Source organism: Longispora albida DSM 44784 (genome assembly GCF_000379825.1).
Classification (GTDB): Bacteria; Actinomycetota; Actinomycetes; order Mycobacteriales; family Micromonosporaceae; genus Longispora; species Longispora albida.
The window spans coordinates 16,469-40,001 of sequence record NZ_KB903823.1; the positions used below are offsets into that span (position 1 = coordinate 16,469).

Annotated in this window: 15 protein-coding genes; 7 read left to right on the plus strand and 8 right to left on the minus strand. The window is 71.6% G+C overall.

Going from position 1 to position 23,533, the window contains the following annotated elements; translation table 11 throughout:
- Nucleotide 1 precedes the first annotated feature (1 nt).
- Complete coding sequence (locus A3G1_RS0113385; protein ID WP_018349983.1) at nucleotides 2–784, minus strand: IclR family transcriptional regulator; 783 nt, start codon at nucleotides 782–784, stop codon at nucleotides 2–4.
- Between the two features lie 199 nt (nucleotides 785–983).
- On the opposite strand from A3G1_RS0113385, the gene A3G1_RS0113390 reads away from it, so the two are divergent.
- Nucleotides 984–1,862, plus strand: coding sequence for a geranyl diphosphate 2-C-methyltransferase (locus A3G1_RS0113390; RefSeq protein ID WP_018349984.1), 879 nt, complete (start codon nucleotides 984–986; stop codon nucleotides 1,860–1,862).
- 7 nt (nucleotides 1,863–1,869) lie between these two features.
- Nucleotides 1,870–2,826 carry a 4-hydroxy-3-methylbut-2-enyl diphosphate reductase gene (locus tag A3G1_RS0113395; RefSeq protein WP_018349985.1) on the plus strand — a complete coding sequence of 319 codons (957 nt, stop codon included), beginning with the start codon at nucleotides 1,870–1,872 and terminating at the stop codon, nucleotides 2,824–2,826.
- A gap of 60 nt (nucleotides 2,827–2,886) precedes the next feature.
- Here the strand turns inward: A3G1_RS0113395 and A3G1_RS0113400 are convergent, their stop codons facing one another.
- Nucleotides 2,887–3,198 carry a hypothetical protein gene (locus A3G1_RS0113400; protein WP_157641117.1) on the minus strand — a complete coding sequence of 104 codons (312 nt, stop codon included), beginning with the start codon at nucleotides 3,196–3,198 and terminating at the stop codon, nucleotides 2,887–2,889.
- A gap of 239 nt (nucleotides 3,199–3,437) precedes the next feature.
- Here A3G1_RS0113400 and A3G1_RS0113405 point away from each other — a divergent pair, with 239 nt between their 5' ends.
- Entirely contained in the window at nucleotides 3,438–3,965 is a 528-nt protein-coding gene (locus A3G1_RS0113405; protein ID WP_018349987.1) for a hypothetical protein, read from the plus strand.
- On the opposite strand, the gene A3G1_RS0113410 is transcribed toward A3G1_RS0113405, so the two are convergent.
- The 3 genes from A3G1_RS0113410 to A3G1_RS34770 form a co-directional block, all read right to left on the minus strand.
- The gene (locus A3G1_RS0113410; protein WP_018349988.1) at nucleotides 3,949–6,807 is read right to left on the minus strand and encodes an ATP-binding protein; all 2,859 of its coding nucleotides are present in this window, start codon (nucleotides 6,805–6,807) and stop codon (nucleotides 3,949–3,951) included. The two genes, A3G1_RS0113405 and A3G1_RS0113410, sit on opposite strands and share 17 nt — an antisense overlap.
- 30 nt (nucleotides 6,808–6,837) lie before the next feature.
- The gene (locus A3G1_RS0113415) at nucleotides 6,838–7,137 is read right to left on the minus strand and encodes a hypothetical protein (RefSeq protein ID WP_018349989.1); all 300 of its coding nucleotides are present in this window, start codon (nucleotides 7,135–7,137) and stop codon (nucleotides 6,838–6,840) included.
- A 189-nt stretch (nucleotides 7,138–7,326) separates the two neighbouring features.
- Complete coding sequence (locus A3G1_RS34770) at nucleotides 7,327–8,343, minus strand: methyltransferase (RefSeq protein WP_018349990.1); 1,017 nt, start codon at nucleotides 8,341–8,343, stop codon at nucleotides 7,327–7,329.
- A 220-nt stretch (nucleotides 8,344–8,563) separates the two neighbouring features.
- Between A3G1_RS34770 and A3G1_RS41750 the strand changes: the two genes are divergently transcribed.
- Nucleotides 8,564–11,362 (plus strand): M4 family metallopeptidase, encoded by a 2,799-nt coding sequence (locus A3G1_RS41750; protein WP_018349991.1) that lies wholly within the window; start codon nucleotides 8,564–8,566, stop codon nucleotides 11,360–11,362.
- Nucleotides 11,363–11,427: 65 nt separating this feature from the next.
- Here the strand turns inward: A3G1_RS41750 and A3G1_RS0113430 are convergent, their stop codons facing one another.
- Both A3G1_RS0113430 and A3G1_RS34780 read right to left on the minus strand, forming a co-directional pair.
- Nucleotides 11,428–12,243: a hypothetical protein gene (locus A3G1_RS0113430; protein ID WP_018349992.1), complete on the minus strand. Its 816-nt coding sequence runs from the start codon at nucleotides 12,241–12,243 to the stop codon at nucleotides 11,428–11,430.
- Between the two features lie 218 nt (nucleotides 12,244–12,461).
- Nucleotides 12,462–15,461 carry an AfsR/SARP family transcriptional regulator gene (locus tag A3G1_RS34780; protein ID WP_018349994.1) on the minus strand — a complete coding sequence of 1,000 codons (3,000 nt, stop codon included), beginning with the start codon at nucleotides 15,459–15,461 and terminating at the stop codon, nucleotides 12,462–12,464.
- A 108-nt stretch (nucleotides 15,462–15,569) separates the two neighbouring features.
- Here A3G1_RS34780 and A3G1_RS38560 point away from each other — a divergent pair, with 108 nt between their 5' ends.
- Nucleotides 15,570–16,097, plus strand: a complete 528-nt coding sequence (locus A3G1_RS38560; protein ID WP_157641118.1) for an RICIN domain-containing protein — start codon at nucleotides 15,570–15,572, stop codon at nucleotides 16,095–16,097.
- A 56-nt stretch (nucleotides 16,098–16,153) separates the two neighbouring features.
- The gene (locus A3G1_RS0113450; protein WP_018349996.1) at nucleotides 16,154–16,510 is read left to right on the plus strand and encodes a VOC family protein; all 357 of its coding nucleotides are present in this window, start codon (nucleotides 16,154–16,156) and stop codon (nucleotides 16,508–16,510) included.
- Between the two features lie 6 nt (nucleotides 16,511–16,516).
- Here the strand turns inward: A3G1_RS0113450 and A3G1_RS34790 are convergent, their stop codons facing one another.
- Nucleotides 16,517–19,417 (minus strand): AfsR/SARP family transcriptional regulator, encoded by a 2,901-nt coding sequence (locus tag A3G1_RS34790; protein ID WP_018349997.1) that lies wholly within the window; start codon nucleotides 19,415–19,417, stop codon nucleotides 16,517–16,519.
- A gap of 141 nt (nucleotides 19,418–19,558) precedes the next feature.
- Between A3G1_RS34790 and A3G1_RS0113460 the strand changes: the two genes are divergently transcribed.
- The gene (locus tag A3G1_RS0113460; RefSeq protein ID WP_157641119.1) at nucleotides 19,559–23,437 is read left to right on the plus strand and encodes a LamG-like jellyroll fold domain-containing protein; all 3,879 of its coding nucleotides are present in this window, start codon (nucleotides 19,559–19,561) and stop codon (nucleotides 23,435–23,437) included.
- The last annotated feature ends 96 nt before the right edge of the window (nucleotides 23,438–23,533 follow it).

A 23,533-nucleotide genomic window follows, 5' to 3' on the forward strand; every position in this document is an offset into this window, starting at 1 on the left:
ATCAGATCCGATCCCAGTGCATGCCGCGCAGCTCGCGGCTGATGCTGGCCGCCGCGGCCCGTACCGCGCTCGACACAGCCGGGGTCCTGACCCGTTCGGCCGGCCCGGCCACGCCGACGGCCGCGAACACCCGCCGCCGCGAGTCGAGGACGGGAGCGGCGACCGCGTGCACGCCCGGGTGGTACTCGGCCCTGGTCACCGCGATGCCCTCCTCCCGGATCCGGCGTAGCTCGGAGGCGAGCTTCACCGGGGACGTGATGGTCGACGGGGTGTAGCCGGTCAGCTTCGGAGCCGACAGGAACCGTTCCGCCGCCTGCGGGTCGAAGGCCAGCAGCGCCTTCCCGCAGGCCGTCGCGTGCGCGGGGGCGAGCCGGTTGATCGGCGAGATCTCGCGCTGCTGCCGGTGGTCGAACAGCCGTTCGGGGTAGGACACCATCCACTGTGACCAGACGCCGAGCACCGTGGCGCTGCGGACCTTGCCGTGCAGCTCGACGAGGTACGGCGTGATCTGCTGGCGTACCTCGGTGTAGATGGGGTTGCCGCCCCGGTCAGCCCAGCGGTAGGGGCGGGCGCCCAGCACGTACCCGTGCTCGGTGCGCACGATCATGCCGTGCACCACGAGCAGGCCGAGGATCCGGTGCACGGTGACCTTGGGCAGGCCGGTACGCCGGACGATCTTCGACAGCGAGATCGGGCCGTGCGCGACGACATCCATGATGGTCACCATCCGGCCCACCTGGCTGACCACGCGCGGCCCGCCGGAATCGCCGGGTCCCGTGTCCATCACGGCGCCTGATTCGTTGTCATTTCCTGCAGAGATCCCGTCCACACCGGGGATAACGATGTCCAGACCACTGCTGGACCGATTGTGTCGAAGTCCCGACAGTGCGGACGGTTCGGCTGAGTGGAACAAACCGTAGACTCTTGCACCTACCCCTCCATACCGTGCAAACCAGTTCCCCCACACCCAAGGAGTCTCTGACATGACGGCTGTGCTGCGGACGGCGTACCAGAAGTCGATCGCCGAGTACTGGGACGCAGAGCGCGATCCCGTGAACATCCGCCTGGGAGACGTCGATGGCCTCTACCACCACCACTACGGCATCGGCGAGCCCGACCTGTCCGTACTGGAGGGTCCCGCCGAGACCAGGGAAGCCCGGATCATCGAGGAGCTGCACCGGCTGGAGACGGCACAGGCGCACCTCCTGCTCGACCAGTTCGAGCCGAGGGAGTTCGGGCCGCAGGGCTTCGGCCAGCCCGGCCCGCTCGGCGCCTCGTCCCGGCTGATGGACGCCGGATCCGGCAGGGGCGGCACGTCCTTCCTCGCCAACCAGCGCTTCGGCTGCCAGGTAGACGGCGTGTCCATCTCGCAGCAGCAGGTCGACTTCGCCAGCAACCAGGCCGTCGAGCGCGGCGTGGACGGCCAGGTCCAGTTCCACTTCAGGAACATGCTCGACACCGGCTTCCCCACCGGGTCGATGAACGGCATCTGGACCAACGAGACCACGATGTACGTGGACCTCTTCGAGCTGTACAAGGAGTTCTCCCGGCTGCTGGCCTTCGGCGGCCGGTACGTGAACATCACCGGGTGCTACAACGACCTGACGGGCGGCCGGTCCAAGGCCGTCATCCAGATCGACGAGAAGTACACGTGCAACGTGCACCCGCGCAGCGCGTACTTCAAGGCGCTGGCCGCGAACAACCTGGTGCCGATCAGCGTGGTCGACCTGACCCCGCACACCATCCCGTACTGGGAGCTGCGGCAGAAGTCCTCAGTGGCGACCGGGGTGGAGGACCCGTTCCTCACCGCGTACAAGGAGGGCAGCTTCCACTACCTGATGATCATCGCCGACAAGGTGTGACGGGCTCATGACGACGAGCGGTACCCCGGCCGGGACGGTCCTGCTCGCCGCCCCGCGCGGCTACTGCGCCGGAGTGGAGCGGGCGATCGAGATCGTGGAACGGGCGCTGGAGCTCTACGGGCCGCCGGTGTACGTCCGCAAGCAGATCGTGCACAACCAGCACGTGGTGGCCCAGCTCGCCGGCCGCGGTGCCGTGTTCGTCGACGAGCTGGACGAGTGCCCCGACGGGGCGACCGTGATCTTCTCCGCGCACGGCGTCTCCCCCGCCGTGCGCGGGGAAGCCGAACGGCGCGGGCTGTTCACGATCGACGGCACGTGCCCGCTGGTGGCCAAGGTGCACGCCGAGGCCAGGCGGTACGCGGGCTCCGGGCACCCGATCCTGCTCATCGGGCACGCGGGGCACGAGGAGGTCGACGGGACGGTCGGCGAGGCGCCGGCCAGCACACGGGTGTTCGACCCGGCGGCCGATCCGGCGAGCCTGCCGGACCTCGAAGGCCGCAGCCCGGTGTGGCTGTCGCAGACCACGCTGGCCGTGGAGGAGGTGGAGGCCGCGGTGGCCGGGCTGCGGTCCAGGTACCCGGACCTGCACGACCCGCCCAGCGAGGACGTCTGCTACGCCAGCAGCAACCGGCAGCGCGCGGTGAAGGCCATCGCGCCCCGCTGCGACCTGCTGCTCGTCGTCGGCTCGGCCAACTCGTCGAACTCGGTGCGGCTGGTGGAGGTGGCGCTCCAGCACGGTACGCCTGCCGCGTACCTGATCGACGACGCGTCCGGCCTGCGGCCCGAATGGTTCGCCGGGGTCGGCACCGTCGGGCTGACCGCTGGGGCCTCGGCACCGGAGACCCTGGTCAGCGGGGTGCTCGCCGCGCTGGCCGAGCGGGGCTACGCCGGAGTGGAGGAGGTACGGGTGGCTGAGGAGACGATCGAGTTCACCCTGCCGTCCGTCCTCAAGGGACGCTCATAGTCCTGGCTGGGCTGCCCGTCACTCCTCCGCGGGCGGCCCAGCCACACACCACACACCTGATCAGGCTGCGAGTCTCTCGTGTGCCCTGGCGACCGGGATGCGCTCGATCTCCGTGCGCAGCGGCTGGCCGTGGGATCCGCGCCGCCCGTTCCAGACGTCGGCGGGGAAGTAGCTCTCCATCGAGGGCAGCGTCTCCAGCCGGTCCCTGAGGAACGCGAAGGCGAACGCCCGCGACGGGCAGGGCGTCACCAAGCCGCACGCCGGGCACAGCTCGCCCTCGGTCTTCACGGGGCCGTGCTCGGCCAGCAGAGCGGTGGCAAGCCGGTTACCGATGTGCGCCGGTACCTCTTCCACCTCCGGCTCATCCTGCATGCGCCTGCCCTCCCACCTGAACACCTCGGCCATCGGGGGTCACAGGCAGCCTACCGAGAAACGGCCTCCAATCGGACAAATCCCGGGAATCTGGAGCGCTCCCCGGACGCTGCCGCCCCCATCCGCGGTGCGGGGACCCCCGTTGCGACTGGCGCGGCCCCCATATTCCCCGCGAGCCGTTGTCCCAGCTCACCGGGCCGCGTTGACTCGGAACCGACGTCACGGCAGGGGAGGGCCAGATGCACTACGGATCGTTCGCCGCGGGCACCCAGGTGTACTCGGTGGACCGCAGGGCCGCCGGGCACAGCCTCCTGATCCGCCCCGTCTGGCCACCAGCCGACCACCCGCCAGCGGAACTGGTCTACCCTCTCGACTCTGCTTCTGGGGCCTCGCCGTCCGCCTTGCTTCGCGGCCCCGGCCGGCTCGGCCCGCCCCCCGGCTGGGCGGCCCGGCCCGCGAACCGGCACCTGGCGGAGGGCGCGCTGGCCGCCTACCGGCTCGCCACCGCCGGCCCCGCGCCGGTCGCCGGGCCGGTCGACGCCGGCAGCTTCGCCTACCGTGGCCTGACCTGCCGGGTCACCGTGGCCAGCCCGGCCAGGCTGACCGTGCTGACCCCGGACGGCGAGGTCGCGGCCGAAGTGGACGGAGCCGGCGGCCAGGTACCGGCGATCGTGTCCCGGCTCGCCCGCTTCACCCAGGCCGACGAGCCGGCCCTGCTGTTCGCGGCCCTGGCCAGGTACCGGGAGGCCTTCAGCCCGGCAGCGTAGCCGCGTACGCGCACAGCCCGGCCCGGTCGGCGGCGCCGGTCTTCGCGATCAGGCTGGCGACGTGCTTCTCCGCCGTCCGGGGTGAGATGAAGAGCTGGCCAGCGATGTCGCGGTTGCTGTGCCGCCCGGTGGCCATCAGCCGCAGCACCTCGTACTCCCGGACACTGATCCGCAGCTCGCGCAGCGCGGCCGGCAGGTCGCTCTCCCCGGCGCGCCGCTGCGGTACCCGGCCGCCAGCCCGCCGGGTGAGCCGGCGGCAGGCCCGGGCCGCGACGGTGAGCCCCGCCGTGTGGAAGTGCTCCTCGGCGGTGCCCAGCCACGCCACCGGCTCGCCCCAGCCGCCGTCGATGCCGGCCTCCGCGACCAGGCGCAGGCCCAGGTTGCGGGCGAGCGGGAAGACCTGGCCGGCCGCCTGGGCCTCGGCCACCAGCCGGGACGCGTGGTCAGCGTGACCGGATCGTCCGCTGAGGACGGCCTGGCCGTACAGCACGAACTGCTTGTTCCAGCGCAGCTGCGCGGCCGGCTCGGCGCTGACCTGGGCGAAGCGGGCGGCGTCGATCTGGCCCCGGAGGACGCCGAGCAGCGGGTACAGGCCGTGGCGGCCGCCGAGCTGGAACGGGGAGTTGTGGCGGGCCTGCCAGGCGACCAGCTCCTCCAGGTCAGACCAGGCCCGGTCGCCGTCCTCTTCGAGCAGGGCACAGAAGGCGCTCGCCAGCCCGTACCGGATCGGCATGTACGGGGAGGCCGGCCCGGCGGCCTGGTCGAAGGCGAGCAGCGCGGCCGTCATCCGCTGCCGGTCGCCCTGGTGCGCGGCGACCAGCGCCCGGATCGCCAGGGCGTAGGAGTGCGAGCCGGTGTCGCGGAGCCGGCGCAGCGCGTCCGTGCAGTTGTCCAGGAGCAGGCCGGCCTCGGCATGGTGCCCGGTGAGCGCCGCCTGCATCGCCGCAGCCGACTCGGTGAAGTGGGCCAGTCCGATGTCGCCGGTCGTGTGCATGGCGCGGCGGGCCTCGTGGAGGCGGTTCGCGTCGCCGGTACACAGGAATTCGTTGATGCCGAGGCCCAGCAGGGCCCGCAGGCGGTGCAGGGGCAGTGTGTGGCGCTCAGCGATGGCCAGCATCTCGCGCAGGCAGGCGTCGGCCTCGGTGAAACCGTCGCGCCGGGCGCTCGACGCGAGCAGCTGCCAGGCGCGGCAGGCGATGTCGGGCGCGCCGTCGGCGGCGGCCCGGCGCAGCAGCGCCTCGGCGGCCTCCGGCTGGCTGCCGAGCAGGAACCGGCCTTCGAGCAGGGCGATCGCGGCGGCCTGCTCCCTACCCGGGTCCGGGATCTGGTGCTTGGCCTGCCGCAGCTGCTCCGCGGCGTCAGCCATCCGGCCGGCCCCGCTGGCCTCGATGGCCAGCCGCAGATGCAGCGCCGCGCGTTGTTCCGTGCCGAGCTGCGGCAGGCTGCCGGCCAGGCTCAGCGCCCGGTCGATCTGGCCGGCGTCGAGCAGAGCGCGCAGCAGAGCCTCCCGGGCCTGCTGCTCCTGGCCTGCAGCCCCGGCGGACCCGGCCAGCTCGCACGCCCGGTCGAGCAGCGCCACCGCCGAGCCGACCGCCCCGGACTCCAGGGTGGACAGCCCGGCCCGGGTCAGGAACCCGGCGGCGCCAGCCGGATCACCAGCGGTCAGCCGCAGCCCGGCGATCTGCTGGCACCGGTCGGCGGACAGTACCTGCGATTCGAGGATCGCGGACGCCGAACGCGCGATGCCGGCCTTGGCCGCCTGGGGCAGGCTCTCCCGGAGCGCCTCGGCCGTCAGGGCATGACAGAACTCGTACTCGCCCTCGGCAGCCCGCCGGATCAGCTGGGCCCCGGCCGCAGCACGTAACTGCGCCCCGACGGCATGACCGGCGACCGCCTCCAGATCGGCCACCCGGAACCGCTGCCCCAGCACGGCCGCCGCGTCGAGGACGGCGCGGGTCTGCTGACCCAGGCGCTCGGCACGCTCGGTCACCGCCCGGACCACGGTCATCGGTACCCCGGCGGACAGGTCACCGGACACCCGCCAGCCGGTCGCCGACGGGTGGAGTGCGCCCCGGGAGACCATGTCCCGCAGCAGCTCCTCGACGACGAACGGGCTGCCGCCGCCGTACCGGGCCAGCTCAGCCGCGACCGGCTCCGGCAGCCCGCCGGGCCCCACCCCGAGGCACGCGGCCCCCAGCGCGCGGACGTCCTCAGGGGACAGCGGACCGAGATCGGCCACCCTGGCCGCTCCGCGCCGTTCGAGCGCGCCGGTCAGGTCCAGGGCCGGGCTGTGCTCGGGCCGCAGCGTGACGAGCAGCAGTACCGGCAGGCTCGCGATGTGATCGGCCAGGTACTCCACGATGGCCAGTGTCTCGGGCTCGGCGTCGTGCAGGTCCTCGATGCTGAGCAGGCAGCCGGACTCCGCCCCGGCCACGCCGACCAGCCGCAGCACGGCCTCGGCGGTCTCCAGCAGGGTACCGGGGCCGGCCGGCGCCTCCTGCCCGCTGCGCCACTCGGGGATCAGCCGGGCCAGGACGGGCCGGTAGGGTGCCAGGCCCGGGTTGTCCGGCGGCCCTGCCGTGCGGAACAGGGTCAGCAGGGCCTCGGTGATGGGCCGGAACGGCATCGGTACCGTCGTCGAGCTGGTCCGCCCGCGCAGCACCGGCATCCCGCTGGCCGTGGCCTGCTCCGCGCACCACGCCGCCAGCCGCGACTTGCCCAGCCCGGCCTCGGCGCGCAGGAAAACGGCCTGGCCGGCCCGGTCACGGGCGGCGGCCAGGCCATTGTGGAGGATGGCCGTCTCGCCGGACCGGCCGACGAGCGAGGGGGAGCGCAGGTGCATTCCAGCCAGGCTACCGGTGCGGCCGGGGCGTCACCTGCCGGTGACTGTGGTGATCTGCTCGAACACGATCTGGGTCAGGCCCTGTTCGCCGCCCATCGACATCGCGGCGCTGTCGCTCCACCGCGCCAGGACCATCGCCGTGACCCCGGCCCCGAGCAGCGCGCTCGCGTACCCGAACCGCAGCCAGCCGTGTCCACGCGGGAGGTCGATCTCGCCGGCCGGGTGCTCGCCGCCGTGACGCGCGCCGGAGTCCTTCCACTGCCGGACCAGGCCGGCCCCGGAGGCGCCTTCGCCCTGCTGACCAGGCAGGATGCCGTCGTCGTCTGCCATGATGGATGATCCCTTCGACGGAGTAGCTGCTCCATCATGACAGCGGGCCCCGTGATGGGGTAGAGCATCGTGCCCAGCGGTCACTGACCAGTCAGAGATTGCCTGCCAGCAAGTAACAGCAGGCGACGTGAGGGCCGCAGGAAGCGGGCCGGGTCCGGCATCCCTGCGAACCCGGCCTGTCTCCGGGCGTCAGGGCTTGACGGCCTCGATCAGCCGTTCCGAGTGGGCTATCCCGCTCGGGGCGCCCTGGCTGCCCGTGACGGTGAAGCCCGCCGCTTCCATGAGGGCGCGGTACTGGGGCTCGTCGCGGTCGTGACCTTCGAGGGCCACCAGCATCACGATGTCCACGATGCCCGGGTCGGCGGCGAGGCAGTCTTCCATGACGAGGAGGCGGCCGCCGGAGGGCATGGCGTCGTACACGCGGCGCAGGATGAGGGCCGCGTTGTCGTCGTCCCAGTTGTGGAGTACCCGGGTGAGGACGTAGGCGTCGGCGCCTGTCACCGGGAGCGGGTCGAAGAAGCTGCCGGGGACCAGGTCTGCGCGGTCGGTGAGGCCGGCTTCGGCGAAGAGGTCGGCGGCTTGTTCGACGGCGATGGGGAGTTCGATCAGGGTGCCGTGCAGGCCGGGGTTCCACTGGAGGGCCTTGATGAGCAGGCCTCCGGTGCCGCCGCCCACGTCGACGAGGGTCTTCACGCCGGTGAGGTCGGCCTCGCGGAGCACCTCCGGGACCAGGTTGCGGCTCATCGACTCGTTCCAGAGCCGGGCCTTGTCCGGGTTGTCGTTGAGGTAGTCGTACATGCCCTGGCCGGCGAATTTGTCGAAGCCCGACTTGCCGGTCATGAGCGGGTGCATGATCTCGCCGAAACAGCGGTGCATTTCCTCGCCGTAGATGATGGCGGTGCTCCACAGTGAACCGGGGACGTCGGCGCGGAGAATCTCCGATTTGGGGTTGTTGGCGAAGAGTCCCGGTTCCGGTTCGGCGAGCATCTGCCACTGCACGGCGGTGCGCAGGAGCCGGGTGAGGCCGTGTTCGAGTGCTCCGGTCGACTCGGCGAGCTGTGCGGCCGTCCGGGGGCCTTCCGTCAGCAGGTCCGGGATGCGGAGCTTGGCGATGGCGTACATCGTCTGTGCTTTCCACGTGCCCTGCAGGGTGGCGAGGAGCTGCCCGCGGAGGACGCGGGTCTCCTCTGCGTTCGGGGTCGTCATGGGAGTGCGGCTCTCCATTCGATTGTGGACGCCGTGGAAACGGGGGCTGTGGCGTCTGAGTACAAGATAAAGGCACTGTTGCCCTGGCCACAGTCAGAGATTGGTGCGAACGCGGAGCGCGTGGCTAGGATCTTGGGGATCTGTCCACAGAGGACAGATGGCTGCGGAAGAATTCACCGCCCTTTGTGAGCCATTCCTTTACCCCCACAAGGAGTGCTGCATGAGACGCACCATCCCCGCCGTCACCCTGGCGGGCATCCTGGCTGTGCCGCCGCTGGCGCTGATCGCGTCACCGGCCGCCGCCGCTCCGGCCCAGCCGGCCCTGACCGGGAAGGCCGCTGCCACCGCCGCTGCCAACCGGCTGGTCGCCAGCGGCAACGCGCGGTTCAAGAAGAGTGCCTACGACCAGCTGAGCCTGGTGAAGGTGCACGAGGGCACGGCCGGGTTGCAGTACGCGGCTTTCGAGCGTACGCACAAGGGCCTGCCCGTCATCGGCGGCGACGCCGTCGTCGTGACCGACTCGACCGGCAGGATCCTGCACACGGCGAACGCCCAGGACCACGTGATCACGGTCGGCACGACGCCGGCCGTCACGGCTCCCGCAGCCCTCGGTACCGCGACGCAGCAGCTCGCGGCCGTGAAGGAGGCTTCGGAGCCCAAGCTCTCCGTCCTGGCCTGGGGCAGCCCGGCGCTGGTCTGGGACGTGGTCGTGACCGGCCGGACGCAGGCCGGGACGCCCAGCCGGCTGCACGTCCTCGTCGACGCGGCGACCGGCGGGGTCGCGCGGAAGTACGACGACTTCGCGGCGGGCAGCGGCACCGGCTACTACAACGGCAGCCAGACGATCGGCACGTCCGGTTCGGCCGGCTCGTTCCAGATGTCCGACCCGGCGCGGCCGGGCCTGCGGTGCGGCGGGCTGGACGGCGCGACGTTCACGGGCACCGACGACGCCTGGGGCAACGGCTCCGGTACGAACCTCGAAGCCGCCTGTGTGGACGCCATGTACGCCGGCGGCAAGCAGTGGGACATGGTCGGTTCCTGGCTGGGCCGTAACGGGCTCGACGGCTCCGGCAATGGTTTCGCGATGCGCGTCGGCAGCAGCGATGTCAACGCGTACTGGAAGTACTCCTACGCTGAGTTTGGTAAATCCTCCGACAACCTGCGCCAGGCGGTTTCCGTCGACCTCGTCGGCCACGAACTCGGGCACGGCATTTTCCAGAACACGCCGGGTGGATCGACTGCCGAGAATGGCCTCAACGAGGGTACCGGCGATATTTTCGGGACGATGACCGAGCACTACACGGCGGACCCGGCGAAGCCCGCTGACTATGTCATGTTCGAGGACTTCAATTACTACGGCAGTGGCGCGATCCGCAACCAGGCCGACCCCTCCCAGTACGGCGACCCGAACTGCTGGTCGGCCGCGATCAAGACCACTGAGGAGCACGCGGCGGCCGGCCCGCTGAACCACTGGTTCTACCTGCTGGCCGAGGGCAGCAACCCGGGCGGCGGCAAGCCGGTCAGCCCGATCTGCGCCGGGGGCCCGTCCTCCGTCACCGGGGTCGGCATGCAGGCCGCCGGCAAGATCTTCTACAACGGGCTGCTGACCAAGACGTCCGGCTGGGAGTACACGGACGTCCGGGTCGCCACCCTGGCAGCGGCCAAGAACCTGTACCCGGGCGACTGCACCACGTTCAACCGCGTGCGCGACGCCTGGAACGCGGTCTCCGTCCCGGCCGGCCCGGAGGAGCCGCAGTGCGGCACGACCGACAACTTCTCGGTCTCCGTCGCCCCGGCCGGCGCCTCCGTCAAGGCGGACGGCATGGTCTTCCTCTGGGTGACCTCGGCCGTCACGAGCGGCTCGACCGAGATCCTTTCCCTGTCGGCCAGCGGCCTCCCCGCGGGCACGACCGGCGTCTTCGAGGCCCCGACGGTGACGACCGGCCAGCCGAGCCAGCTCACGATCGACACGGCAGCGACGACCACCCCGGGCACATACCCGATCACCATCACCGCGACCGGCGCGCAGACCCACACGACAGTCTTCGAGCTGTCCGTACTCGCGCCCGAAGCCGACGACTACGTGATCGAGCTGGAGAACATCCCGCAGTTCATCGTGCCGGGCAACTCACATGACGTGACCGTGAAGGCTGTCATCCAGGACACCAGCTCGCAGCCGCAGAGCGTGACACTGTCGGCGACCGGGCTACCGGCCGGCGCGACGGCCACGTTCACGCCGGAGACGGTGATGACGGGCGGCATCGCGTGGGGTCCGTCCACCATGCACATCACGACGTCGCCGGCCACGCCGTACGGCGAGTACCGGATCACCATCAGCGGTTCGGGTGGCGTGGCCAACCACTACACCTGGTTCTACCTGAAGGTCACCCCGGTACCGAACGACTTCTCGGTGTCGATCGGGCAGGCTTCGGCCTCGATCGCCGCCGGCGCGTCGGGCAACGTCACGGTCAGCACGGCGCTCGTGTCGGGGGCCGTGCCGTCGATCAGCCTGAAGGCGCAGCAGCCGGGGATGCCGGCCGGTACCGGCTTCACCTTCAACCCGGTCACGGTCGCGGCCGGTGGCTCGTCGGCGCTGACGATCGCCATCCCGGCCGGGGCGACGCCGGGCGCCTACACGCTGACCGTCAACGCTGACAGCCCGGACAAGAGCCACAGCGCCTCGATCCCGGTCACGGTGACGGCGGGCAGCACGTGCGGGGGCTACCAGGTCACGGCCACGGGCACGCTCAGCGCCGGCGCGAACGCCTACAAGCCCGGCACGAGCGGGTTCACCGCCGCGGCGGGCACGCACCAGGCCTGCCTCGACGGCCCGGCCGGCAAGGACTTCGACCTGTACCTCCAGAAGCTCAGCGGCGGCTCGTGGGTGACCGTGGCCAGCGCGGCGAGCTCCAGCGCCGACGAGTCCCTGACCTACACGGGCACCGCGGGCACCTACCGCTACCGGATCTACGCCTACTCCGGTTCCGGCAGCTACACCCTCGGCTACAACACCCCGTAGCCACAGGTAGGCGCTCCGGTGATCGTGGGACCCCTCATGTCGCTATAGCGACATGAGGGGTCCCACTATCTACCCGGGCCGGCCAGCTCCTCCACCACGTCAGCCAGGCTCCGCGCGTCCCCGCCGTCCACCATGCCCGCGAACAGCGCCATCGCCGCCGTGCCCAGCAGCGACCGCCGCCCCGCGTGGTCGATCAGCGGAGCCTCCGGGTCACCGGCAGCCCGCAGGGCCAGCCCCTCGGCGAGCGCCGTCAGCAGGGTCGCCAGGTCCTCGAACGTGACCCCCGGCCGCAGCCGCAGCCCCCTCGCGGCGAACACCGCCTCGCACATCGCGGCCCAGTGGACGGTGATGTCCCGGTACACCGAGGACATCACCTGCCGGAGCGGCTCGTCCTGGCCAGCCCACGCGGTCAGCAGGAACCGGTACCGCATGGCGGTCGACGGGTTCCCGGCCACCGACGTCATGTCCCGGTAGGCGATCTCCTCCAGCGCGGCGACGAAGTCCCCGCCCGACAACGCCGGCACGGCCTGCTCGGCGAGCTGGTTGTGCAGCGACCAGCGCCGGATGCGCATCGTGTACCTGGCGAGGTCCGACAGGTAGTCCGTGAAGTAGGCCCACCGGTCCCGGAACGACCCGACGCTGGCCCGCTTCGCGAGGTCCGAGGGCTCGTTGGCCACCTCCGCGATCACGTTCTCCCTGGTGAGTGTCGACAACGGCCGGGGGAAGCCCTCGGCTGGCGCCGGAGCGGCGAAGAACTCCCTGTCCGCCAGCCGCACCCCGGCCTCCAGGTAGGCCCGGGTCAGCGGATGGTTCGCCAGCCGGGCACGCACGACGGGATCCCGCCGGTTGAGACTCGTCACGACATCGCCGAGGTCGTCCATGTCCTGCCCAGCCCTTCCGCCCGTCCTCCGCTGGCGGAGGTCCACTGACGACGGTCCGTGCCGAGCCTAGTACCGGACCGCCACGGGGCCGTACAACGTTCCCATGCAGATCACATGCACGGCGGCGTTCCTCGCGAAGCTCGCCACCACCGTCTTCCTGTCCGGCCTCACCGCCGGAGTCCTCCTGTCAGCCTGGCTGACCTGAACTGACCGGACTGCTAGAACCTGTCCTCCGGTGAGATCCCGAGTTCCTGGTACAGGGCCAGGGACTCGGCGTGCAGGGCGGACTGCTCTGCGGGGTCCGGGGTGCAGCGCGAGGCGCCGGCCAGGGCGTCGGCCCTGGTGGACCGGGCGCAGGTCCGGCGGGCGGTGTTCAGGGCCGCCTCGTAGTGGACCAGGGCTGCGGCCGGGTTGCCGAGGGCTTCGAGGGCGCGGGCCAGGCCGTAGTGGGCGTTCATGACCGAGCCCTGCACGCCGAGGGCGATCGCCAGGCTCAGCGCCGTCCCGAACTCCTCGGCCGCCCGGGCCGGATGGCCGGAACGGAGCGCCAGCAGCGCCCGGATGTTCAGGGTCTCCACCTCGGCTGGCCGGCTGCCGGTCTCGCGGTGCACGGTCAGGGCCTGGTCGAGGTACCCGCGTGCGGAGTCCCAGGCGTGCTCGCGGATGGCGGCGAGGCCGAGGTTGTTGAGAGCGGCGCCCTCGCCGCCACGGTCGCCGGCGGCGCGGTACACCGTCAGGGCTTTTCCGAGGTATCTGATGGCGGCGGGATAGTCACCGGTCTGGCGGTGGCAGATGGCGATGTTGTTCAGGGTGTCGCCCTGCCCGGCCGGGCAGCCGGCCGCCCGGTGGATGACGAGGGCGCGGTGGTAGCACCCCAGCGCCTCCGGCCACTCGCCCTGCCACTCGTGGATGAGGCCGATGTTGCCGAGCGTGCGGCCCTCGGCTGTCCGGTCGCCGATCGCACGGCTGAGGGCGAGTGCCCTGGTGAACAGGCCGAGGGCCGTGGTCAGCTGGCCGAGGTGGTGCCGGGCGGTGCCGAGCGCCTGGAGTGCCTGGCACTCGCCGGCCGGACTGTCCAGCCCGATGTGGATGGTGAGCGAGTGGTCCAGGTCCGTGATGGCCTCGGGGTACTGGCCCAGCCGGATGAGTGCCATGCCCCGGTCGTGGAGAGCGGCGGCCCTGGCAGCCGGGTCGGTAGCTGCCGTGACGGCGAGCGTGTGGACGGTCAGCATGTCCGCGTACCGCGCCCGGGTGTGCAGATGCCGGTGCAGCGTGCCGGAGAGCGCCGTGACGTGGGCAGGCCAGCCGGACTGCGCCGCGAGCCGGGCCAGCGCGACGAGGTTGGGGAGTTCGGTGTCGAGCCAGGCGATCGCCGACTCGGCCGTCGTGAGCGGGACCCGGACCGTGGCTGGTTCGGAGACCTTGGGACGCGTGTGGGCCTCGTGCGGGTACGCGAGGTCCATCGCGGCGGACGCGGCGTGCACCTGCTGGTCGAGGAGCCGGGCCAGTGCGGCGTGCCGGACCGGCTCCGGCTCGGCGGCCCCCAGCTCCGCCGCGTACTCGCGCAGCAGGTCGTGGCACGCGTACCGCCCCGGGGCGACCTCCCCGACCAGGTGCGCCCGGAGCAGCCCCGAGGTCAGCGGCCGCGGAGCCGGCTCGCCAGCCAGCGCCGCGATGGCGTACTGGTCGAGCGTCCGGCCCGGGTGCAGGCCGATCAGGCGGAAGGCCCGGGCCGTCCGGTCGGGCAGGTGACGCTCCGACCAGGACAGCACCGAGCGCACGGCCGTCCCGGCGTCCCCGCCGGCGTCGAGCACGTCGAGCCTGCCGCCGGCCAGCTCGGCGGCCAGCCCGGCGGCCGTGAGGCCCGGCTCGGACACCACCAGCTCGGCGGCGATCCGCAGGGCGAGCGGGAGCCGCGCGCAGCGGCCGGCCAGCAGCGCGGCGCCGGGATCCCCGGTGAGCTCGGCCAGGAGAGCGACGGCATCCGGCTCCGGCAGCAGGTCGAGCTCGACGCGGCTGGCACCGTCACGGGCCACGAGACCGGCGAGCGTGTCGCGGCTGGTCACCAGTACCTCGCACGAACCGCCGGGCAGCAGCGGGCGGACCTGCTCGGCACAGTAGGCGTTGTCGAGCACGACGAGCATGCGGCGGCCGGCCAGCTCCGTCCGGTACCGGCCGGCCAGCCCGGCAGCCGGGCCGCCGATGCCGAGCGCAGCGAGGAAGTCCTCCAGTACCTCGGCGGGCTCGGCCGGGTCGCCGGGGCCGTAGCCGCGCAGGTCGGCGTAGAGGCAGCCGTCCGGGTAGAGGTCGCGGGCCTGGTGGGCCCAGTGCAGCGCGAGGGCTGTCTTGCCGACGCCTGCGGTCCCGCTGATCACGGCGATGCCGACCATGTCGTCCAGCATGGACAGTTCCTCGTCGCGGCCGGTGAACGTGGACGGGGCCGGCGGTAGCTGCCACGGCTTGCTGACCGGTACCGGGGCCGGGAGGCGCAGGGCCGGGTCCGCCGCGAGGATCTGCGCGTGGAGCTCCTGGGCCGGTGCGCCCGGCGCGACGCCCAGCTCGGTGCCGAGCAGCCGGTAGAGGCGCTGGTAGGCGTCCAGGGCCTCGGCCTGCCTCCCGCTCCGGTACAGGGAGAGCATCAGCAGGCACCACAACCGCTCCCGGAGCGGCGTGACGGAGATCAGGGACGGCACCTCGCTGGCCACCTCGGCGTGCAGGCCCAGCGCGAGCCGGGCCGACATGGCGTCCTCGATCGTGTCCTGCCTGCGGTCCTCCAGCAGCCGCGCGTCAGCCGTGACGGCCTCCGGCAGGTCGAGACCGGCGAGGACCGGCCCGCGCCACAGGCCGGAAGCCCTGGTCAGCCGGTCGGCCGCCAGGCCGGCCGCCCCGGTGGCCAGGCACTGCCTGCCCTCGGCGGCCAGGGCGGCGAAGGTCAGGGCGTCGAGCTCGCCGATGCCGGCCCGCAGCAGGTAGCCGCCCCGGACCGCGTCGATCTGCGGGCCGAGCTTGCGCAGCTCGGCCACGTACGACCGCAGGTTCGCTGCGGCCGACTGCGGCGAGCCCTCCGGCCACAGCGCCTCGGCGATGACCTCGGCGGACACCGGCATGTTCGCCCTGAGGGCCAGCATGCCCAGCAGGATCCTGGCCAGCCGCCGCTTCGGGCTGAGCACCAGGCCGCCGGACCGGATCTCCAGGGCACCCAGGATGCGGACCTCCACCGTCGCAGTCCCCCACTCTCCACAGTGCACGAAGCTCCACAGTGCACACACAAACGTATGCCTGATCGTGTGCTCCCAAGAACAACTATGCAAGGCATGGTGAAACGCATGATGATGACGATCGCCGCCACGGCGGTCGCACTGCTGACTCTCGCGCCCAGCTCCGCCCAGGCGGCCGGCTGGCAGCTCCAGTACTCGAACGCGGCCAGCGGCAAGTGCCTGGACGTCCAGGGCTCCTCCGGGGCCAACGGCGCGAACATCCAGGAGTACACCTGCAAGTCCCTCGGCACCTCCGGCGCGGCGAACCAGCAGTTCGAGCTGGTGGCCAGCGGCGGGGCGTACCAGCTGGTCGCCGCGCACAGCGGCAAGTGCGTCGACCTCCGCGACTGGTCGGCCAGCGACGGCGGCGCGGCCCAGCAGTGGTCGTGCACCGGCGCTGCCAACCAGCAGTGGAACCTCGTCTACCACAGCACCAACACCAACGGCAGCACGAACTACCTGATCCAGAGCGCCTACAGCGGCAAGTGCCTGACCCGTGCCACCAGTGGCAACCCGGTCTACCAGCTCACCTGCAACAGCGGCAGCACCCAGCAGGTCTGGCGGCAGAAGCTGCGCGACGTCGGCGGCACCGCCTAACCACCAGTGAGTGGTTCCGGACGCCGATCGTCCGGAACCACTTGTAGCGTGACGGCATGGCCATCGCTCGCTTTCCCAGCCTCGTCATGGACTGTCCCGATCCGGCAGCGCTCGCCGCTTTCTACGGTGCGCTGCTGGACTGGAAGGTCACCGTGTCCGAAGGCTGGGCCGAGATCCGCGCCGACTACGGCCAGTGCATCTGCTTCCAGCAGGTCCACGGGTACACCCCGCCGGTGTGGCCCGGGCAGGACGTGCCGCAGCAGATGCACCTGGACGTGATGGTCGACGACCTCGACGCGGCCGGGGCAGCCGTGCTGGCGCTGGGCGCTTCGAAGCACGCGCACCAGCCCGGCGAGTCCTTCCGGGTCTTCCTCGATCCCGCAGGGCACCCCTTCTGCCTCTGCGTGAACTGAAAGATCCTACGGGCGGCTGGCGGCGGGAGTCCTGGATGGAGCCTCCGCCGCCAGGTGCCGCGCGGCCTCCCGCTGACCCTGCTCGTACCCGTGCTCGCCGGCCAGGGCCCCCGCCTGCCGGAAGTACCGGCGGGCCTGCTCCTCGTTGCCCATCGCCCGCAGGGTCACCCCGAGGTCGATGAGGGTCTTGCACTCGCGGAGCCGGTACCCGGTCTTACGGGTCAGGTCGAGCGCCTCGTGGTGGCACTCCACGGCCTGCGGGTACGCGCCCTGCCCCCGGTAGACGTTCGCCAGGTAGCCGAGCGACTTGGCCTCGCCGCGCAGGTCACCGATCGACCGGTTGAGCGCGAGGGCCTCACGGAAGTGCCTGGCCGACTCGTCGAGCTGGCCGAAGTGCTCGTAGACCAGCCCGAGGTTGTTCAGCAGCGAGGTCTGGATCTGGAGGTGGCCCTCCTCGCGGGCGACGGCCAGCCCCTCCTGGAGATAGCCCAGCGCCTCGGTGTACCGGTTGAGGCGGCCGTGCAGCACACCCATGTTGTTCAGCGTGTGGAAGGCGTGCCGGAGCAGGCCGTTGTCCCGGTACACGGCCAGCGACTCCTGGTAGAGGCGCCTCGCCTCGTCGAGCCGGTCCTGGGCCTCCATCGTGTACGCCAGGTTGCTGATCGCCGCCGCTATCCGCAGCGGGTCGCCCAGCCGCTTGCGGGACTCCAGCGCCACCAGGTACACGCGTTCGGCCTCGGCGTAGTTGCCGAGTTCCATCTGGAGCGTGCCCAGGCTGTTGAGGATGTCCGAGTGGCCGGCCTCGTCGCCCAGCCCCTCGGCGGCGGCGAGCGCGCAGGTGTGCCCGGCCTGCCACTCCTGGATCAGGCTGCGCCGCTGGAGGTAGTGCTGGAGGCCCCGGGCCAGGGTGACGGCGTGCTGTGGCCTGCCGTGGGCTCGGGCGGCCATGATCGCGGCGGTGACGCCGGCGTGGTCGGCGTCCAGCCAGGCCAGCGCCGCCTCCTGGCTGCCCAGCTCCGGCAGGCAGGCCGGTTCCGGGACGTCCGGTGCGCCCTGCCGGGGATCGGGCTGGCCGCGCAGCACCTGGTCCGCGCGGTGCAGGGCATGGAGGTAGTACCCGTAGAGCCTGTCGAGCGCATCCTCCCGGATCCCGGCGGTCTCCTCGGCACACACCACGTCACGGGCATACTCGCGCAGCAGGTCGTGGAACTGGTACCGCCCGGCGGCCACCTCAGCGATCAGGTGCGCGTCGGCCAGGTCGTCGAGGATCCGCTCAGTCTCGGCCAGCGGCAGCCCGGCCAGCGCGGCCACGGCGTACGGCTCGACCACGTCCCCGGGCAGCAGGCCGAGCACCCGGAAGACCCACTGCTCCCGGCTGGTCAGGTGCTCGTAGGACACCATGATGCAGGCGTGCACGCTGCGGTCGTCCGCCGTCAGCTCCACGAGCCGCCGCTGCTGCCCGGTCAGCCGGGCCGCCAGATCCGCCACCGTCCACGACGGCCGGGCGCGCAGCCGGGACGCGGCGATCCGGATGGCCAGCGGCAGGTACCCGCACAGCCGCAGCACCTCAGCCGTGCCCTCGGCGTCGGCCAGGGCCCTGGCCCCGGCGATCTGGGCGAACAGGTCGAGCGCGTCGCCTGGCGGCAGCACGTCGAGCAGGACCGGCACAGCGCCGTCCAGCCCGGTCATCCTGCGCCGGCTGGTGACGAGGACCATCGAGCCCGGCACCCCGGGGATCAGCGGCCGGACCTGGGCCGGGTCGGCGGCGTTGTCCAGCACGACGAGCGCGCGGCGGCCGGCCAGCTCGTGCCGCCACAGCGCCGAGCACTCGTCCACATCGGACGGTACGTGCTCGCGGGGCACGCCCAGTGCCCGCAGCAGCGTCTGGAGGGCCGACAACGGCGTGACCGGCTCGCGGCCGGGCGTGAACCCGTGCAGGTCGCAGAAGAGCTGGCCGTCGGGGAAGTGCCCGGCGAGCGCGTGCGCGGCCCGGATCGCCGTGGCCGTCTTGCCGACACCGGGCATGCCGTCCAGCGCGGAGATCACGACGGCGGTGTTCGACTCTGCCGACAGCCGGGCCAGCTCGGCCAGCTCCGCGGTGCGGCCGGTGAAGTCCTGTACGCCGTAGGGGAGCAGCTTCGGCGCGACGGGCGGCCCGGCCGGCGGTGCGGCGGGTACCGGTGCGGCCGGTGTGAACTGCTCGTTGCGCAGGATCCGGGCGTGCAGGGCCTCCAGCTCCGTGCCGAGGTCCAGGCCCAGCTCCTCGGCACGGTACTTGCGGGCCTCCTCGTACACGCCCAGCGCCTCCGCCTGCCTGCCGCTGTGCAGGAGCCCGACCAGCTGGAGGCGCAGCGGCCGGTCCCGCAGCGGGTACTCGGCGGCGAGCGCGGCCAGCTCCGCCAGGATCTCCTGGTGCAGGCCGGCCTCCAGCTCTGCCTCCAGGAAGTCCTCCCTGGCCAGCAGGTGCTCCTCCTCGAGCCCGGCGCGCAGCCGGTCGACCAGGTTCGTGGGGTGCAGCCCGGCCAGTGGCTCGCCCCGCCAGAGGCCGAGCGCGCGGATCGCCAGCTCACGGTTGCCGGTCTGGCGGGCGCGGGCCGTCAGGTCGCGGAACTCGTACAGGTCGATCTTCGCGCCCGGTTCGAGCAGGTAGCCGGGCTTGCGGAGCGTGATGACCAGCCCGGCGGGGCGCAGGGCGGCGCGCAGCCGGGAGACGTAGGTCTGGATCACCCGGCGCATCCCGGCCGGCGGCCTGCCGTCCCACAGCGCCTCGGCGATCCGCTCGACGGGGACGACCCTGCCCGGTTCGAGGGCCAGGAGGGCCAGCACGCAGCGTTGCAGCGGCGATCCGATGTCGATGGTGCCGCCTTCGTGCCACACTTCCACCGGGCCGAGCAGTCCGATCCTCACGTCCCAAAACTACCGGGGGCGGCCCTTACTCCCGCCCGGAAGTCCGCTACGTCACGTCATCGAGAACGGGCGATGCGGGTTTATCGAGGGTCAGCATTTTCTCAGCAGCGCGTCATGGTGGCGGCCATAACGTCCGGCCTCATGTCACCTCCCCTCGACCTGACCCGAAGTCCCCGCCGCGCAGTGGCTCTCGCAGCCGTGACCCTCGCGACCACGATGCTCACCCCCGTCGCCCTGGCGGCCAGCCCGGCGGCCGCCGCCCCGGTGACCTGCGCCGACAGCCAGGCGGACCCCGCCGCGGCCACCAGCATGGCCAAGGCGTGCGGCAAGGACGTCGAGGTCATGGGCCAGCGCACCGAGACCGCGCAGACCTTCGCCAAGCCCGGCGGCGGATACACCGTCAAGCAGTTCCTGGCGCCGCGCTGGACCCGCAAGGGCTCCGGCTGGGCCGATGTCGACACGACGCTGGCCGTCGCGGCCGATGGCAAGATCAGCCCGAAGGCCGCCGTGCTGCCGGTGACGTTCTCCCCGGGCGGGACCGGCCCGCTCGCGACGCTCACCGAGGGTGACAAGACGCTCGCGGTGTCGTGGCCGGGTGGCGCGCTGCCCAAGCCGGTACTGGCCGGCGACAGCGCGACCTACCCCGAGGTGCTGCCGGGCGTCGACCTCACGGTCACCGCGTCGGCGACGGGCTTCTCCGAGGTGCTGGTGGTCAAGAACCGCCAGGCCGCCGCGAACCCGGCCCTGGCCGAGGTGAAGTTCGGCCTGGCCACCCAGGGCGTCCAGGCCGTGGCGACGGGGGCCGGCGGACTGGAGGCCCGGGACAAGGCCGGCAAGGCTGTCTTCCGCTCGCCGACGCCGCTGATGTGGGACTCGGCCAAGGACCAGCCGGCCGCCGCCAAGGCCAAGGGCGCGTCCGCCGCCGACGGCGCGGGCGAGGAGTCAGCGGCCCCGTCCGGTGCCCGCAAGGCCGTCATGCCGGTCAAGGCGCAGAACGGCCAGCTTTCCGTGGTACCGGACAAGCAGATGGTCAACGACCCGGCCACCGTGTACCCGATCTTCATCGACCCGTCGTGGACGGGCTGGCTGCGGAACAACAACTGGACGACGGTCTGGAGCAAGTACCCGAACCAGAGCTTCAACCAGAAGGGCGACGCCCTCCGCGACTCCGGCCTCAAGGGCGGGGCCGGGTCGGGCCGGACCTGCGACACCAGCACCACCGAGGGCGTGTGCACCTCGGAGCAGTACGTCGTCCGCTCGCTGTTCCAGCTGGACACGGGTGCGGTACGCGGCAAGCAGATCCAGCGCGCGATCTTCAGCATCGACCAGAAGTGGGCCTGGAAGTGTGACAACTCCAGCCAGGGCCTGTGGCGCACCGAGGCGCTCGGCGACTACTGGCAGGACTACTCCCAGGTGACCTGGGCCGTCTCCAACGACTGGAACAAGTTCCGCTGGCACGAGTCGACGAGCACGCCGGCCAACCACCGGTACAACGCGACGCTGGGCTGCGGCGGCACCGGACCGGTCGAGTTCAACATCACGAGCTGGATGGCCGGCGTGGCCTCCCGGGGTGAGTGGTACATCGGCCTGGGCCTGAGGGCGCTGGAGGAGAGCTGGAACTACAACCTCTGGAAGCGCTACGACCAGACCCGGGCCTTCCTCTCCATCGACTACAACACCCCGCCAGACAAGCCGTTCGAGCTGAGCACCGACCAGCGCGGCTGCGTGACGGGTGACAGCCGGCCGATCCTGCCGACCGGCACGCCGAACCTGCGCGCCCGCGCGACCGACCCCGACGGCGACTCGATGACGGTCAACTTCACGGTGCTGAAGGACTACAACTGGGGCCAGCGGCAGGACGGTTCCCACCACAACATCGGGAACTGGGGCTACGCGCAGTGGGCTCCCAACGTCGGTGACGGCAGGTACGTCTACTGGGCTGAGTCCAACGACGGACGTGGCGGCACTAGCGGGTGGAGCGCGCTCTGCGAGTTCGAGGTGGACCTCACCGACCCGGTCGTCCCGACGGTGACCTCGGCGCTGTACACCGAGGGCTGCCAGGGCTGTGGCTCGGTGGGCAAGCCCGGCCAGTTCACCTTCAAGAGCTCGGACGACGTGGTCAAGTTCCGCTGGGGCTTCGGCTCGCTGTCCAACGAGACCGCCGCGCCGTGGAAGGGCGCGGAGGTCACGGTGAACTGGACCCCGAGGGAAGGTGGCCCGGCCGCACAGCACCTGATGGTCGAGGCCGTCGACCACTCTGGACGGACGGCGCTGAAGAACTACTACTTCATCGTGAAGATGCCCGAGCCCGCTGTCGGCAACTGGCCGCTCAACGAGGGCGAAGGCGCGACGCAGTTCGCCGACACGACGCGGCACAACCGTGCCGCCGTGCTGACCGGTGGCACGCCGGGCCTGCCGGGCCGGATTCCGACTGGTGACACGGCTGCCGGGTTCAGCGCGGCCAAGCAGGAGTCCGCGACTGCCCCGCACGTCCTCGACACCAGCAAGAGCTTCTCGGTCGCGGCGTGGGTCAAGACCAACGACCTGACCTCGCACCGCACAGCGCTCAGCCAGGACGGCGCGGTGTCCACCGGATTCCAGCTCCAGGTGGCCGGCGACTGCGGCTGCTGGAAGTGGGTGCTGCCGGGTTCGGACGGCAACCACCCGGGTGGCACGACCGTGACCGGACCGAAGGCCAGGGCCGGGGTGTGGGTGCACCTCGCCGGCGTCTTCGACTCCGAGGCGAAGGTCGCCAGCCTGTACGCCAACGGCACCAAGGTCGGCGAGCAGCCGGTCACGTTCACACCGTGGAACGCCGCTGGCTCGCTGGTCTTCGGCCGGACAAAGTGGAACGGCGTGAACATGGACTGGTGGGACGGCCAGATCGCAGGCGTGTACGCCTGGGACCGTGTCATCACCCACCGCGAGGTCAACGATCTCGGCGGCACCCAGCGGGTCGGCCTGACAGGCGCCTGGCGGTTCGAGTCGCCGGGCCGTGGCCCGGACGCCGACGAGACGGGCAACCAGCTGCTGAACTTCCACCCGATCGCGAACGTGCCGCTCACCGGGGCCGGCAAGATCGGCACCGGCCTGCACGTCGGTGAGCTCGGTGCGCCGGGGGAGCCGGACAAGACCGGCTGGGCGGACACCGACAACCCGGTCATCGACACCAGTCAGTCGTTCACCGTCTCGGCGTGGGCGAAGCTCAACTCGCCGTCGCTGCCGGGGAAGAGCATGGCGGTCGTCAGCCAGGACGGCAACGTCAACAGCGCGTTCTTCCTGCGGTACCGCTGGTACAACAACGAGGGGCACTGGGCCTTCACCTGCACCAAGAAGGACGAGCTGGCGCCCGGCTTCTCTGACGCGCTGAGCGCCAGCCCGCTGACCACGGCCGACCTCAACAAGTGGGTGCACCTGGTCGGCGTGTACGACGCCCCGACCAGCTCGATGACGCTCTACGTCGACGACGTCCTCCAGCGCACCTCGCCGTGCGACATGTGGAACGCGCAGGGCAAGTTCAACATCGGCCGCGCCAAGTACGAAGGCTGGTCCTCGAACTACTGGATGGGTGACGTCGACGAGGTCCGGGTCTGGGCCGGAGCGCTCAACGGAGGCTTCGACCTGCTCACTGTGGACGGTCCGCGGCCGGCGCGGCTCCAGGGCGTGCACAGCACCAGGTGCCTCGACACCCCCAACGGGAACACCGCCGACGGCACGCAGCTCCAGCTCTGGTGGTGCAACGGGACCCCGGCGCAGGCACTGACCCTCTTCCCGGACGGCACGATGCGGCTGCTCGGCAAGTGCGCCGGCGTCGGCCAGGATCGCGTGGTGGTCGAGATGCGCACCTGCGACCCGGAGAACAACCCCGGCCAGAAGTGGATCCACAACCCGGCGACGCAGCAGTTCGAGTCGCTGGACCGCTGCCTGGACCCGGTCTGGGCCGGCACGGCGGACGGCACCAAGCTGATCGCGTGGAGCTGCCACACCGGCGACAACCAGAAGTGGCGGATCGTCCAGTAAGGACAGTCGCCTGACGGGCTCCCGTTCACCCGCGCGGTGAACGGGAGCCCGCGCAAAGTGACTGCCGTCTTTCCATTGTGATCAGCCACCCGGGGC

Coding starts and splice junctions, on each gene's coding strand:
- A3G1_RS0113385 (WP_018349983.1), bottom strand. CDS start 784: ATGGACACGGGACCCGGCGATTCCGGCGGGCCGCGCGTGGTCAGCCAG.
- A3G1_RS0113390 (WP_018349984.1), top strand. CDS start 984: ATGACGGCTGTGCTGCGGACGGCGTACCAGAAGTCGATCGCCGAGTAC.
- A3G1_RS0113395 (WP_018349985.1), top strand. CDS start 1,870: ATGACGACGAGCGGTACCCCGGCCGGGACGGTCCTGCTCGCCGCCCCG.
- A3G1_RS0113400 (WP_157641117.1), bottom strand. CDS start 3,198: ATGCAGGATGAGCCGGAGGTGGAAGAGGTACCGGCGCACATCGGTAAC.
- A3G1_RS0113405 (WP_018349987.1), top strand. CDS start 3,438: ATGCACTACGGATCGTTCGCCGCGGGCACCCAGGTGTACTCGGTGGAC.
- A3G1_RS0113410 (WP_018349988.1), bottom strand. CDS start 6,807: ATGCACCTGCGCTCCCCCTCGCTCGTCGGCCGGTCCGGCGAGACGGCC.
- A3G1_RS0113415 (WP_018349989.1), bottom strand. CDS start 7,137: ATGGCAGACGACGACGGCATCCTGCCTGGTCAGCAGGGCGAAGGCGCC.
- A3G1_RS34770 (WP_018349990.1), bottom strand. CDS start 8,343: ATGACGACCCCGAACGCAGAGGAGACCCGCGTCCTCCGCGGGCAGCTC.
- A3G1_RS41750 (WP_018349991.1), top strand. CDS start 8,564: ATGAGACGCACCATCCCCGCCGTCACCCTGGCGGGCATCCTGGCTGTG.
- A3G1_RS0113430 (WP_018349992.1), bottom strand. CDS start 12,243: ATGGACGACCTCGGCGATGTCGTGACGAGTCTCAACCGGCGGGATCCC.
- A3G1_RS38560 (WP_157641118.1), top strand. CDS start 15,570: ATGATGATGACGATCGCCGCCACGGCGGTCGCACTGCTGACTCTCGCG.
- A3G1_RS0113450 (WP_018349996.1), top strand. CDS start 16,154: ATGGCCATCGCTCGCTTTCCCAGCCTCGTCATGGACTGTCCCGATCCG.
- A3G1_RS0113460 (WP_157641119.1), top strand. CDS start 19,559: ATGTCACCTCCCCTCGACCTGACCCGAAGTCCCCGCCGCGCAGTGGCT.